The sequence below is a fragment of the Comamonas sp. MYb69 genome (genome assembly GCF_037479315.1).
Classification (GTDB): domain Bacteria; phylum Pseudomonadota; class Gammaproteobacteria; order Burkholderiales; family Burkholderiaceae_C; genus Comamonas.
The window spans coordinates 45,701-59,048 of the sequence record NZ_JBBGZG010000022.1 but is presented as its reverse complement, the minus strand read 5'-3'; the positions used below and the strand labels follow the sequence as shown (position 1 = coordinate 59,048).

At 64.5% G+C, this 13,348-nt stretch carries 12 protein-coding genes; 4 read left to right on the top strand and 8 right to left on the bottom strand.

Annotated elements, in window-relative coordinates; all coding sequences use genetic code 11:
• Window positions 1-205 precede the first annotated feature (205 nt).
• On the top strand, window positions 206-1,015 hold the full coding sequence (locus WH303_RS23015) for an outer membrane protein assembly factor BamD (protein WP_339521252.1): 810 nt from the start codon (window positions 206-208) through the stop codon (window positions 1,013-1,015).
• 73 nt (window positions 1,016-1,088) lie between these two features.
• Here the strand turns inward: WH303_RS23015 and WH303_RS23010 are convergent, their stop codons facing one another.
• On the bottom strand, window positions 1,089-3,140 hold the full coding sequence (locus WH303_RS23010; RefSeq protein WP_339521238.1) for an ATP-dependent DNA helicase: 2,052 nt from the start codon (window positions 3,138-3,140) through the stop codon (window positions 1,089-1,091).
• Between the two features lie 196 nt (window positions 3,141-3,336).
• On the opposite strand from WH303_RS23010, the gene WH303_RS23005 reads away from it, so the two are divergent.
• The gene (locus tag WH303_RS23005) at window positions 3,337-4,158 is read left to right on the top strand and encodes a PP2C family protein-serine/threonine phosphatase (protein ID WP_339521237.1); all 822 of its coding nucleotides are present in this window, start codon (window positions 3,337-3,339) and stop codon (window positions 4,156-4,158) included.
• 78 nt (window positions 4,159-4,236) lie between these two features.
• On the opposite strand, the gene WH303_RS23000 is transcribed toward WH303_RS23005, so the two are convergent.
• From WH303_RS23000 to WH303_RS22970, 7 genes are all read right to left on the bottom strand, one after another.
• A complete protein-coding gene (locus tag WH303_RS23000; protein WP_027010639.1) occupies window positions 4,237-5,034 on the bottom strand; it encodes a MetQ/NlpA family ABC transporter substrate-binding protein in 798 nt (265 codons plus the stop codon).
• Between the two features lie 110 nt (window positions 5,035-5,144).
• Window positions 5,145-6,263 (bottom strand): DUF6817 domain-containing protein, encoded by a 1,119-nt coding sequence (locus WH303_RS22995; RefSeq protein ID WP_339521236.1) that lies wholly within the window; start codon window positions 6,261-6,263, stop codon window positions 5,145-5,147.
• Window positions 6,264-6,405: 142 nt separating this feature from the next.
• The gene (locus WH303_RS22990) at window positions 6,406-7,071 is read right to left on the bottom strand and encodes a methionine ABC transporter permease (RefSeq protein ID WP_021025822.1); all 666 of its coding nucleotides are present in this window, start codon (window positions 7,069-7,071) and stop codon (window positions 6,406-6,408) included.
• Window positions 7,072-7,091: 20 nt separating this feature from the next.
• Window positions 7,092-8,144 carry a methionine ABC transporter ATP-binding protein gene (locus WH303_RS22985; protein ID WP_339521235.1) on the bottom strand — a complete coding sequence of 351 codons (1,053 nt, stop codon included), beginning with the start codon at window positions 8,142-8,144 and terminating at the stop codon, window positions 7,092-7,094.
• A gap of 180 nt (window positions 8,145-8,324) precedes the next feature.
• Window positions 8,325-9,044, bottom strand: coding sequence for a hypothetical protein (locus WH303_RS22980; RefSeq protein WP_339521234.1), 720 nt, complete (start codon window positions 9,042-9,044; stop codon window positions 8,325-8,327).
• Window positions 9,045-9,047: 3 nt separating this feature from the next.
• On the bottom strand, window positions 9,048-9,500 hold the full coding sequence (locus WH303_RS22975) for a DNA polymerase III subunit chi (RefSeq protein ID WP_339521233.1): 453 nt from the start codon (window positions 9,498-9,500) through the stop codon (window positions 9,048-9,050).
• Between the two features lie 14 nt (window positions 9,501-9,514).
• Window positions 9,515-11,089, bottom strand: a complete 1,575-nt coding sequence (locus WH303_RS22970; protein ID WP_339521232.1) for a leucyl aminopeptidase — start codon at window positions 11,087-11,089, stop codon at window positions 9,515-9,517.
• A gap of 23 nt (window positions 11,090-11,112) precedes the next feature.
• Between WH303_RS22970 and lptF the strand changes: the two genes are divergently transcribed.
• Window positions 11,113-12,213, top strand: coding sequence for an LPS export ABC transporter permease LptF (gene lptF / locus WH303_RS22965; RefSeq protein ID WP_021025826.1), 1,101 nt, complete (start codon window positions 11,113-11,115; stop codon window positions 12,211-12,213).
• Entirely contained in the window at window positions 12,210-13,304 is a 1,095-nt protein-coding gene (lptG, locus tag WH303_RS22960) for an LPS export ABC transporter permease LptG (RefSeq protein WP_021025827.1), read from the top strand. The genes lptF and lptG overlap by 4 nt, the downstream gene beginning before the upstream one ends.
• Window positions 13,305-13,348: the final 44 nt, after the last annotated feature.

Sequence of the window (13,348 nt, the reverse complement as noted above, 5' to 3'; positions counted from 1 at the left end):
CAGCACCGCCGCTGCAAACCATGGCATATCTGGCGCGGAATGTTACACAGCCCTACAGGCGACAAGTCCGGCTCTGCGGCAGCGGGCTGCGCGCCGATTACAATGGCCCAGATCAGAGGGCGCGGCACGGGCTGCCCCGCTGCGTGGCGGGCTTTGCCGCCCCACGCAGTTTTTCAGCTTTCCGTCCATGGATTTCAAGCCAAAAATGCTGTTTGCGTACCCCAAATCGAAGGTTCCCGCTATCGCTTCCGTAGCACTTGCCGCTTTGCTGGCAGGCTGTTCATCGACCGATGTGGATCCCACCGCCGGCTGGAGCCCGAACAAGATTTATTCGGAAGCGCGTGACGAGGCCTCCTCGGGCTCGTTCGACAAGGCCATTCCGCTGTATGAAAAGCTCGAAGGCCGTGCCGCCGGCACCGCGATGGCGCAGCAAGCCCAGCTGGAAAAGGCCTATTCCCAGTACAAGAGCGGTGAAAAGGCCCAGGCCATTGCCACCTTGGACCGCTTTGTCAAGCTCCACCCGGCGAGCGAAGGCGTGGACTATGCGCTCTACCTCAAGGGCCTCGTCAACTTCAACGAAAACCTGGGTCTTTTCTCCTGGGTGTCCAAGCAGGACCTGTCCGAGCGCGACCAGAAGGCCGCCAAGGACTCTTTCGAGTCCTTTCGCGAGCTGACCACGCGCTTTCCCGAGTCCAAGTACGCACCCGACGCCGAAAAGCGCATGCGCTACATCGTCAACTCGCTGGCCCAGTACGAAGTGCATGTCGCCCGCTACTACTATGAGCGCGGCGCCTATGTGGCCGCCATCAACCGCGCGCAAGCCGCTATTGCCGACTACAAGGAAGTGCCCGCGCAAGAGGACGCGCTGTACATCCTGATGCTGTCCTACGAGCGCCTGAACATGGCCGACATGGCCGCTGACACCAAACGGGTGCTGGAAGCGAGCTACCCCAACACCCGCCTGCTGGCCAATGGCTTCCGCAAGGAAGAGCGCCCCTGGTGGAAGATGTGGTGATGCAACGCGCCTGAGGCGCGTTATTAGGTAGCCAAGCGGCTGCTGCAGGTCACCACTTGCAGCAGCCGTTTTCTTATGGACGGATCTCTTTTTCCGCCAAGGCCTGCAAGAATGCCGGCAAGGCCGCGTCATCCAGGCTGGGCAGCGGCGGCAGTGCTGCCAGCAAGGCAGCGCCATAGCTGCGGCTGTGCAGCCGCTCATCGGCAATCACCACCACACCCTGGTCGCTGGCAGACCGAATCAGCCGCCCAACACCCTGGCGCAGCTGCATCGCCGTTTGCGGCAGGACATAGCGCTCAAACGCATCGCGGCCCGCAGCCCGCAGCGCCTGCACGCGCGCTGCATGCAGCACATCATGGCGCGGCGGAAACGGCAGCTTGTCGATCACCAAGAGCTGCAGCGCCTCGCCAGGCAGGTCCACCCCCTCCCAGAGGCCGAGGGTACCGACCAGCACCCGGCCGGTCTTGCCGCCCGGCGCGGTTCGCATGGCCTGCAGCAGGCGGCGCTTGGGCTGCTCGCCCTGCTGCAGCACGCTGATGGCCAGGCCTTGCAACCCCAGGCGCAAGGCCTGGGCCAAGGCCTCCATCGCGGCCGTTGATGTGCACAGCACCATGCAGCGCCCACCCAGCGTCCTCAAGTGCGGCAGCAGCCATTGCGCCAGTGCCTGCGCGCGCTCGGCAGCCGCTGCATCGGCGCCGGGCAGGCCCTGGGGCACCACCAGCCGGGCCTGCTGCGCCCAGTCAAAATGGCTGCGCAAACGCAGGCTGGCAAGCATGGGCGCATCGCCAGTTTCGCTGTTGTCGCTGCGCAAGCCCAGCCCTTGCGCAAACCAGGTCAGAGCCTCGTCATTGCCCAAGGTGGCCGAGGTAAACAGCCAGCGCTGCACGCCCTGCCCCAGCCAGCTGCTGGCCTGCACCTGGGGGCCCAGCGCCTGCAACGCCTGCCACAGCCACAGGGGAGATTCGCGAAAGCCCTGGCGCCAGGCATAGCGCCCATGGGCCTGCAGGTCGCCCCCCTGGCCGGCGCGCACAAAACCGGGGGAATCCCACCAGCGCACCCGGTCCTGGCCGGCGCCCTGCGCCCACTGGCGCAAGGCCTGCAGCATCACATCGCCCTGGCCTGCGAGCTGGGCCACCACGGCGGCGCTGCCGGCCACCCCTTGCAAGGCAGCGACCAGGGCCGATAGCAGGTTGTGCAGGTTGACCAGCGCCTGGCGGCTTGTGGAGCGGCTTGCCGCATCGGTGGGTGCATCGGCGGGGCCCAGCAAGCGCTGCTCGGCCGCCATCCACTGCACCAGGGCCTGCTGCACCTGCTGCAGCAGGGCTTGCCAGGGTGCAAAGCCGCGCGCATGCAGGCCGGTCTCGCGCTCCACGGTCTGCAGGTAGTCGCGCATATCACCCACATTCAGGCCCTTGGCCAGCACTTTGAGGCCAATGGCCTGCAGCTGGTGGGCCTCGTCCATCACCATGGTTTGCGCTAGCGGCACAAAGCCGTGGCCCACGCCCAGCATCTGGCGGTGGCGCAGCTCGCTGAAAAACAGATGGTGGTTGATCACCAGAATATCGGCCTGCGCGGCGCGGGCCCGGGCCTGGTTGGAGAAGCAGCGCTCAAAGTGGCTGCAGCGCTGGCCCAGGCATTCGTCATGGCTGGCGGTGATGTGCGGCACGAGGCTGGGCAGATGGCTGATATCGTCCAGCTCGGACAGGTCACCGCCCTGGGTGCTTTGCGCCCAGCGCTCCACCTGGGCCAGCGCGCCGGCATGCCGGCCTTGCAGCTTGCTGCGCGCCTGCTCCAGGCCCTGCAGGCAGACATAGTTCTCCCGCCCCTTGAGCACGGCCACCTTGCGCTGCAGGCCCTGGTGGGCCAGCAGCGCCGGAATGTCGCGATCCACCAGCTGGTCCTGCAGTGCGCGCGTCGCGGTACTGACCACAAAGCGCTCCTGGCGCGCCAAGGCCGCTATCAGATAGGCATAGGTCTTGCCCGTGCCGGTAGGCGCCTCGATCGCCACCCGCTGGCCCTGGGCCCAGGCCGCCTCGATGGCCGCGATCATCTGCTCCTGCTGCGGACGCAGGCGCAGCGGGGCATCAGGGGCAATATCGCTAGCAATGGCGACGGACAAAGGCATCAAAAAAGACGGGTTTCGGGGGCATGGCAGTCTAGCGCGTTCAGCGCCCCGCCCCCGCGTACTGCCCCGCAACGCCCCTGGCGTTGGTATACAAACATCGGTTGGCAGCATCACCCGGCATGCTTTGGCGGCCTGCCGGGCAATCTGCTCTATGATTCCCCCTTCGCCACCCCACTTGCCCAGCCCCCCCCCGCGCATGAGCACCAGCTACCGCCTCTCTGCCGCTACCGGCCTCCACAAAGGCGACCGGCCCTACCAGCAGGACCAGGTCATCATGCTCGCCCACCCGCGCGCCAAGGGCTGCGTGCTGGCCGTGGTGGCCGATGGCATGGGCGGCCGCAGCGGCGGGCGTGCGGCATCGGACCAGGTCATGCTGACGGCCAAGCAGGTGTTTGAGCGCTACTCGCCAGAGACCGACAACGCCGAAGAAATGCTGGGCAACCTGGTGCGCGAAGCCCATTTGCTGATCCGCCTGGTGGCCATTGCGGCCGAGCAAGAGCCCCACAGCACCATTGCGGCTTTTCTGATTTTGCCCAACAGCGCCTGCGCCTGGGTACATTCGGGCGATTCGCGCATCTACCATTTCCGCGATGGGCAGTTGCTCTACCAGACCAGTGACCACTCCTATGTGCAGACCCTGGTCGACCAGGGCCAGATCACGCTGGAAGAAGCGCGCTACCACCCGCAATCGAATATCTTGCTGCACTGCCTGGGCACGGCCGATGACCCGCCCTTGATCCACCACCGCATCCCCATGCTCAAGCAAGGCGATGTGCTCCTGGCCTGCAGCGATGGCATCTGGCATTACTTCTCGCCCGATGAGCTGTCATCGATCACCCGCCTGCTCTCGCCGCGCGAAGCCAGCCAGTTCCTGATCGAGCGCGCCCGCATGCGCGCCTCGGGCTCGGGCGATAATATGTCGCTGGCCATCGTCAAGGTCGAGCCGCTGCCGGCAGAAGCGATCCAGGCCGTGGTGCCCGGCAGCAAACGCGCCAAGGCTAAACCGGTACGCAGTTAAAGCGGTGAAGCCGATCCCTTCAAAAGCAAAAGCCTCGCAGTCCTAAACCGCGAGGCTTTTTGTTGTGCCTAGAGTCGCTTAGAAGCCGGGCATCACCGCACCCTTGAACTGGGTGTCGACAAACTTGCGAATCTCCTCGCTGTGGTAGGCCTTGACCAGCTTGGCCACCCAGGGCTGGTTCTTGTCCGCTTCGCGGATCACCAGGATGTTCACATAGGGGTTCTTGGCGTTTTCGACCACGATCGCGTCGGACTTGGGGTTCAGGCCCGCCGAGATCGCGAAGTTGGTGTTGATCGCAGCGGCGTCCAGGTCATCGAGCGAACGCGGCAGCTGGGCGGCATCCAGCTCGACAAAGCGCAGCTTCTTGGGGTTCTCGACCACATCCAGCGGCGTGGCCTTGAGGCCAGCGCTGTCTTTCAACTTGATCAGGCCATTGGCCTGCAGCAGCAGCAATACGCGACCACCATTGGTCGGGTCATTGGGCAGGCCAAAGCGCGCGCCTTCCTTCAACTCTTCGATCTTCTTGATCTTCTTGGAGTAGATGCCGATCGGGAAATTGACGGTGTCGGCGGCGGCCACGAACTTGTAGCCACGGTCCTTGATCTGGGCGTCCAGATAGGGCTTGTGCTGATAGCTGTTGGCATCGAGCTCACCGGACTGCAGCGCGGCATTGGGCTGGATGTAGTCGCTGAACTCGATGACCTTGATCTTCAGCCCGTCTTTTTCGGCGATCTTCTTGACCTGCTCCATGATCTGGCCATGCGGTCCAGCGGTCACACCGATCTTGATTTCCTTGTCTTGTGCGACTGCGGCGCCAGAAACACCGGCGGCCAAAGCCAGGGCCAGCACGGATTGCAGCAATGTACGTTTTTGCACGGGAGCGATACCTTTCAAATGCGATACCGAACTGTACGCCCGATTTTGCAACGCAACAAAGAACTTTTTGCCATTTGCTTACAACCTGCCCGCCGCTGCCGGGGCACGTTTTACTCCGGCCGCAGCGCGACGTTGTTGAGCTTGTCCAGGCGCTCGGGCCAGTTGCCGTTCCTGGCATGCTGCTGCAGGATGCGGGTCCAGGCGACCCAGGCATCCCATTGCACGCGCTTGTCCCAGGCATTGCCCCATTGGCTAAAGCACTGCAGCGCGCTGTCGGCAGCGGCCAGCGCATCGGCCTCGCGCCCGGCGCTGAGGTAAAGCTGGGCCAGCACCATCTGCGGCTCGCCCACCCAGGGGTTGAGCTGCACGGCCTGCTCCAGCACGCCGGTGGCCACATCCAGGTCCGTGAGCGGCTGGTCCTGCTGGATCACCGACCAGTAGAGCGACGCGGCCGCTGCATCGGCCGATGGACTCAGGCCCTGGCTGCAGTTGGCAAACACCGGCGGCGTGGGCAGCAGGCCCTGCAAGGCCGGGTGCTGCAAGGCCAGGCCCAGGCTGGCAATCTGCGACAGCATGCGGCCGCTGGGGCGCATCGGGCCGGGCCAGAGCGATGCCATCCAGTGCGCCTTTTGCGGGCGCTGGGGCACCTGCGGAAAGCTGGAGAAGATATCGTCCTGCCAGCTGAACCACTGCTCGATGGTGTCGGCCATGCTGACGATGATGAAGGCGGCCACGGTATAGGGCTCGACCCTGCGCGGCGCGCCCTGGTGGTCCAGCAGCACGGCGCCATCGGGCTCGATGGCGCCAGCCAGCACCTTCTGCACAAACTGGGCGCGCGAGAGAATGCAGAACTCGTAGACCAGCTGCTCGGCAGGCGCGCCCACCAGGGCGGCCAGCTGGCTGCGCTCGCTGCTGGCATCGAACTTGACCAGGTCCACAAAGGCATTGCCGTAGACGCTGTGCAGCAGGCCCAGCAGCTTGACATCTTCCGGCTGCTGCCACAGCTGCAAGGTCCGCGTCACCCCCAGCAAATGGTGGCGAAAGGTGCCGGCCTTGTGCCAGTCCTGGCCCACATCGCGGGCCAGCACCACCGGCAAGGCCCGCGCCAGCACCGGGTGGGCGTGGATCCAGTTCTCGTCGAGCAAGGGCTTGGCCCGCAGCCATTGCGCCGGGTCCAGCGCCTGCAGCGGCAAGGCATGTGCGGTGGCAGTGGGCAAGGCGGCATTCATGGCAGTCTCCAAGGCGTGGGCAATGCGCCATTGTAGGCAGAGCCCACAGCCCGCAACGCCCTTGGGCGACAGCCGCCGCCAGCCCATGAAAAAAGCCCATGGGCAGGGCACATGGGCTTTGGCGGCTGCTTGGGGCAGCGGATTATTTGTGGCTCAGGCGGCGCACGGCCCAGTCACCCAGGCTTTGCACCAGCTGCACAAAGATGATCAGGATGACGACCACCGCCAGCATGATGTCTGGCAAAAAGCGCTGGTAGCCATAGCGGATACCCAGATCGCCCAGACCGCCGCCGCCAATGGCACCGGCCATCGCCGAGTAGCCAGTCAGCGAGACAAAGCTGATGGTGAGGCCCGCAACAATGCCAGGCAGCGCCTCGGGCAGCAGCACCTTCCAGACGATTTGCCAGGAGGTTGCGCCCATGGCTTGCGCCGCTTCGACGAGGCCATGGTCCACTTCGCGCAGCGAAGTCTCGACCAGGCGGGCAATGAAGGGCGCAGCGGCCAGGGTCAGCGGCACAATGGCCGCAGCCGTGCCGATGGACGAGCCAGTGATAAAGCGGGTAAACGGAATGATGGCGACCAGCAAGATGATGAAGGGCGTGGAGCGCACGGCATTCACCAGCCAGCCGACGATCTTGTTGGCAGCGCCGTTTTGCAGGATGCCGCCATGGTCCGTCAGGCGCAGGAACACGCCCAGCGGAATGCCGATCAGCGCGCCGGCGACGCCGGAGATGCCCACCATGATCAGCGTTTCCCACAAGGACGTGGCAAACAGCTGCAGCATCATTTCAGAAAAATTCTCAAACATCGAAAACCTCTTTGCGGGTGTTAAGCGGCCGAGGCCTCGGTATTGACTTCCTGCACCATCACGCCCGAGGCGCGCAGCGCTTCCACAGCCGCATGGAGCTGGGCCAGATCGCCGCTGGCATAAACCGCCAGGAAGCCGAAGGTCTGGTCCTGGATCTCATCGACCTGGCCGTTGAGGATGCTGACATCCAGGCCAAAGTCACGGATCAGGCGCGAGAGAATGGGCTGGTAGGCCAGGTTGCCGGCATAGGACAGGCGCAGCAGCTTGCCCTGGCCACTGGAGAGCGCACCATTGAGGCTGCGCACCCGCTCGATGACGCTGGCTGGCAGCTCCTGGGGCACGATCTCGTCGATCAGGCTCTTGGTGATGGGTTGCTTGGGGCGGGTGAAAACGTCGATGACCGAACCCATCTCGACGACCTTGCCGGCCTCCATCACCGCCACGCGGTCGGCAATCTGCTTGACGACTTGCATCTGGTGGGTGATCAGCACCACGGTCAGGCCCATGTCCTTGTTGATCTGCTTGAGCAGCGCCAGCACGGAGCGGGTGGTTTCGGGGTCCAGCGCCGAGGTCGCCTCGTCGCTCAGCAGCACCTTGGGCTCGCTGGTCAATGCACGGGCAATGCCCACGCGCTGCTTTTGGCCGCCCGACAATTGCGCGGGGTAGCGGTCGCTCAGCGCAGCCAGGCCCACCAGGTCCAAGAGCGGGTCCACGCGCTTTTTGATGGCGGCCTTGCTCATGCCGGCCAGCTCCAGCGGCAGCGCGGCATTGTCAAACACCGTGCGCGAGGACAGCAGGTTGAAGTGCTGGAACACCATGCCGATCTCACGGCGCGCCGCACGCAGCTGCGCATCGTCCATCGCCGTCAGCTCCTTGCCATTGACCACCACCTGGCCGGTGGTCGGGCGGTTGAGCAGGTTGATATTGCGCACCAGCGAGCTCTTGCCCGCACCGCTGCGTCCGATGATGCCAAACACTTCACCAGCGGCAATGCTCAGATCAACACCGCGCAGCGCATGGACCGGGCCGCTTTTGCCCGGGTAGGTTTGGGTGATACCCCGTAGTTCAATCATTGGAATAAAGAAAGCGCCCTGCAGCTTGAGGCGGGCGCTCGAAAAACCGTGAATAGCCGTACTGTAAGCGATGCGACAGACAGCCGCAAAGAACGAAATTTTAGTTCTTTACAACCGCCGGTTATTTCACCAGGTCTTTTTTGTCATCAAAAAGCAGATGAGCCGATAAGCAAATGGACTCTAGCGTGGCGGGTTCTGGCTCTCGCGCAGAATGCGGGCCACCGCATCGGCCACTGCCTCGCGGATGGTGCTGTCAATCTCCAGCTGCAGCGACGATTGCAGCAAGGCCGTCTGCTGCTCCACCACCTTCAACACGGCTGCCGACAGGCGCGTGTCCAAGGTCTCTTGCACACGCCGGGTGACGCGGCGGGTGATCGCGTCTTCCAGCGCCTGCGCCGTCTCGGCCGCGGACTCGACCAGGTGGCTGGTCGCATCCGACACGGCCATGCCCTCTCCGCCCAGCGCGTTTTGCACCAGGCCGGGGTTGCCCTGGCCATCGCTGTCATCCACCACCGCCCCAGCGCCTGCGGGCGGCAAGGCGGCCGCTGGGCCCGCGCCCTGCACCAAGCCCGGAAGGCTGTTGCTGTCCGCTGCAGGCGGATTGGGGGCTGCAACAGCTTGCGCGCCGCTGCCCAGGGGCAGTGCTGCATCGGCCTGCTGCGCCCAGCCGCTGTAGGTAGGCAGGTCGGCAATATCGGCAGCGGGCTGCGCCCAGGCGCCCGAGGCCGGCACATCCACATCGCGGCGCCGGCGCAGCACATCCAGGCCAGGCGGTGTGCTGTCAGGCGCTGCAGCAGCAACCCCGCCAGGCACCACCTGGGGCAGCGCGTCAGCGGCGTCCTGTGCGGCTTCCTCGGTCAAGGTGGGCACAAACTTGGGGGGGATTCTGGACTCGGTCATGGCTCAGTCCTCCGACTTCATCACCAGATCGCGGCGCTCGATGGCATAGCCCATGGCGGCGTAGGCGCGCCAGCGCGCCCTGGCCTGCTGCCGGTCCTGCTCATCATCGGCACTGACCACCTCGATCACCCGCTCAAAGCGAGTGACATCGGCGGGCATCTCCGCGCCCAGGTTCAGCAGCACACGGGTATGCGGCAGGCTGCCGGCCAGCTCGCTCAGCAGCACCGTGGGCGAGCGCTGCAGTACCTCTGGCGCTGCGTCCCCCCGGCAGTGGGCCAGAAACTGACTGGCACCGCCAAAGGACCACAGCGCCTCGTCGAGTTGGGCCACCATGGCCGGCTCGCCGAGCACCACCAGCGGAATATCCATGCGCTGGAGCTTGCGCGCCAGCTTGCAGGCATAGGCCAGCTTGCTGGGCGCGTTGAAGTGAAATGCTACCGTCGTGGAGGTCGTCATAAGGCAGGCTGTGCTTACTGGGCGTCCGCCTTGTCAGCGCCGTCCACATTGACTGCCGCCTTGCCGGGCTTGGCCGCTGCGGCAGGCTTGTCGGCCTTGCTGGCCTTGGCCGGCTTGACCGTCTTGGCCTGCTCGGCAGGTGCTGCGCCTTGGGCGCTGCCAAGCAGGTACTGCAGCAGCAAGCCCACGGGGCGGCCGGTGGCGCCCTTCTTGGCGCCGCTGCGCCAGGCGGTGCCGGCGATATCCAGGTGCGCCCAGGCCATGCTGCCGACAAAGCGCTGCAGGAACTTGGCGGCCGTGATGGCGCCGGCCGGCCGGCCGCCGACATTGGCCACATCGGCAAAGTTGGTCTTCAGGCCTTCGGCGTATTCGTCATCGAGCGGCATGCGCCAGCAAGTGTCTTGCGCCTGCTCGCCAGCGGCTTGCAAGGCCTGGGCCAGCGCGTCGTTGTTCGAGAACAGGCCGCTGCGCTGCGCGCCCAGCGCAATCACGCAAGCACCGGTCAAGGTGGCGATATCGACCACGGCGCTGGGCGTGAAGCGCTCGGCATAGGTCAGCGCATCGCAGAGCACGAGGCGGCCTTCAGCGTCGGTGTTCAGGATCTCGATGGTCTGGCCGCTCATGCTGGTGACCACATCACCGGGCTTGACCGCGCCGCCATCGGGCATGTTTTCGCAGGCGGGGATCAGGCCGACCACATTGATCTCGGGCTTGAGCTCAGCCAGCGCACGGAAGGTGCCCAGCACACTGGCAGCGCCCCCCATGTCGTACTTCATCTCGTCCATGTCGCCCGCAGGCTTGATGGAGATGCCACCGGTATCAAAGGTGATGCCCTTGCCCACCAGCACCACCGGCTGGCTGTCCTTGTCGGCGCCGTGGTAGTGCAGCTCGATAAAGCGCAGCGGCTCCTTGGAGCCCTGGGCCACGGCGATGAAGGCGCCCATGCCCAGCTTGGCCACGTCTTCGGGCTTGTGGATCTTGCACTTGATGCGCTTGTGTTCTTCGGCCAGCGATTCGGCCGCATCGGCCAGCAGCTTGGGCGTGGCGTAGTTCGCAGGGCGGTTGGCCCATTCACGGGCAAAGTCCACGCCCTGGGCGGTGGCCTTGGCCACCTCAAAAGCGCGCTCCAGCTCTGGTGCATTGGGCGCGCCCAGCACCACGGACTTGAGCGCCACGGCCTTGGCCGATGGCTTGGTGGTGCGGTAGAGGTAGGCGCTGTCGGCCAGGCATTGCAGCAGCGCATGCAGGGAGGCGCCCGCCAGCGGCTGGGCGCTCACAACGGCTGCGCGCTCGATGCCCTCGCGCGTCAGCGGGCCCGAGACGGCCGCCAGCGCCTGGCGCACCGCCTGGGGCGAGCCATCGCCAATGCCCAGCAGCAACAAATGCCGGGCTTCGATGGCGGGCACCGCATACATGGCCAGCAACTTGCCGGTTTTTGCCTCAAAATCACCATTTTTCTGCGCGTGCGCAATCAGGGTGGACAATGCATCACTGGTTTTGGGCTGCTTGTCAGCCACCAAGACGACCAGCAGGTCGCCAGACTGCAATGCGGCCGAAGCCAAATCCAGAGTTTTGAGTTCAAAGTTCATAATCGGTGCTTTCCTTCTCGCCAATGTTATTCGATTCCTCGATCCGTAAAGAGCTATCCCGCAGCTTTGGTGCCACCTTGGTGGTGCTGGTGACTGTGGTGATGACGATGATGCTCATCAAAGTGCTGGGCCAGGCCTCGCGTGGCAGCGTCAACCCTTCCGATGTGTTGCTGGTGATGGGCTACACCGTGCTGGGCCAGCTGCCCACCATCCTGAGCCTCTGCCTTTTCATTGCGGTAGTGGCGACTTTGTCGCGCATGTACCGCGACAGTGAAATGGCCGTGTGGTTCAGCAGTGGTCAAAGTCTGCTGAGCTTTCTGCGCCCGCTGATGCGCTTTTCCTGGCCCATCATGGTCGTCATTGCCGTGCTGGCCTTGCTGGTATGGCCCTGGGCCAACCAGCAGATTGTGCAGCTTCGCGCGCAATATGAACAGCGCGGTGACGTCGACCGCATCGCACCGGGGGAATTCCAGGAGTCGTCCGACGGCTCGCGCGTGTTCTTCATCGACCGCGACCGCAACTCGGACCTGGAGGCGAGCAATGTCTTTATCGTGACCAACGAAGAGAAGAAAGACACCGTGACCAGCGCCAAGAGCGCCCACCTCGAAGTGCAGGAAAACGCCCGCGTTGCCGTGCTCAATGACGGCCAGCGCATCGAAAAAACCAAGGACAACCCCGGCCTGAAGGTCAGCGACTTCAAGGAATACGGCACCCGCATCGGCAGCGCCGCCACGATTGACCCCAACGACATGGGCGCGGTGAAGAACATCCCCACGCGCCAGCTGATGGCCAGTGCAGAGCCCCGCCTGCTGGGCGAGCTGGGTTACCGCCTGGGCCTGGCGATTGCCGCGATCAATTTTGTCGTGCTGGGCCTGGCCATGGCCAGCGTCAACCCGCGCGCAGGCCGCAGCAGCAGCCTGGTGTTCGCCCTGTTTGCCTTTATCGTCTATTACAACCTCATGACCTTTGCCCAGAACTGGGTGTCTTCGGGCAAAGCCTCGCTGCCGCTCTCCTTTGTTCTCATCCACGGCTTGACGGCGCTGCTTGCCTGGACCCTGCTGCTCAGCCGCAACCAGCAGTTCTCGCTGCTGCAATGGGTACGCCGCCAGGGGAGCCGCGCATGAAGACCTTTCGCAAAATGATCTACCGGGACATTGCCGTGACCGTCGGCTTTGTCACCCTTGCCTTTCTGGCGCTGTTCTTTTTCTTTGACCTGGTCGACGAGTTCCGCTGGATCGGCACCGGCACCTATGAGCTCAAGGATGCGCTGTTGAGCGTGGCGCTCAACATCCCCAACCATATCTATGAGCTGCTGCCCATCACCGTGCTGATCGGCACGATCTTTGTGATGGCGCGCATGGCGCAGACTTCCGAGTTCACTATTTTGCGCACCAGTGGCCTGGGCCCCTGGCAGGCGCTGGGCAGCCTGCTGAGCATTGGCCTGGCCTTTGTGGTGCTGACTTTTGCGATTGGCGACTATGTGGCGCCTGCCGGTGAGCAGGCCAGCCAGCTGGTGCGCGCGCAGCGCTTTGGCCAGCTGAGCACCGGCCGCACCGGCGCCTGGCTGCGCGAGAAGCGCGAGGACGGCATGGCCGCGATCAATGTGCGCGCCATCTCGCCCGAAGGCGATCTGCAGCGCGTGCGGGTCTACAACTTCGACGACCAGGGCCGCATCCAGATGCAGCTCACCGCCGCTGGCGGCAAATTTGGCAATGGCGTCTGGCACCTGCACCATATCCAGGAGCAGCGCTACTACCTGGGCGACCAGCGCCAGGCGCGTGTCGAGGTCAAGAACCTGGAGACCCTGGACTGGCCGACTGCGGTGACCAGCAGCATGGTCGCTGCCGCCGTGCTCAAGCCCGACCAGATGAGCACCTACGACCTATTCCTCTACGTGAGCCATTTGCAGGCCAATGGCCAAAGCGCACAGCGCTACGAGATCGAGCTGTGGCGCAAGGTGTTCTACCCCATCAGCTGCCTGGTGATGGTCGTGCTCGCTCTGCCCTTTGCCTACCTGCATTTCCGCTCGGGCGGCATCACCGGCTATGTGTTTGGCGGCGTGATGGCCGGTATCAGCTTCTTCCTGCTCAACAACGTGTTTGGCTTTGCCGGCAACCTGCAGAACTGGCACCCGATGCTGACCGCTGCGGCGCCGGGGCTGATCTACTCGCTGCTGTCGCTGGGCGCCTTCAGCTGGCTGGTGCTGCGAAGGTAGCGGGGCCACGCGCCCCGCTCCACACCCAGGACGGCTCTACGCAT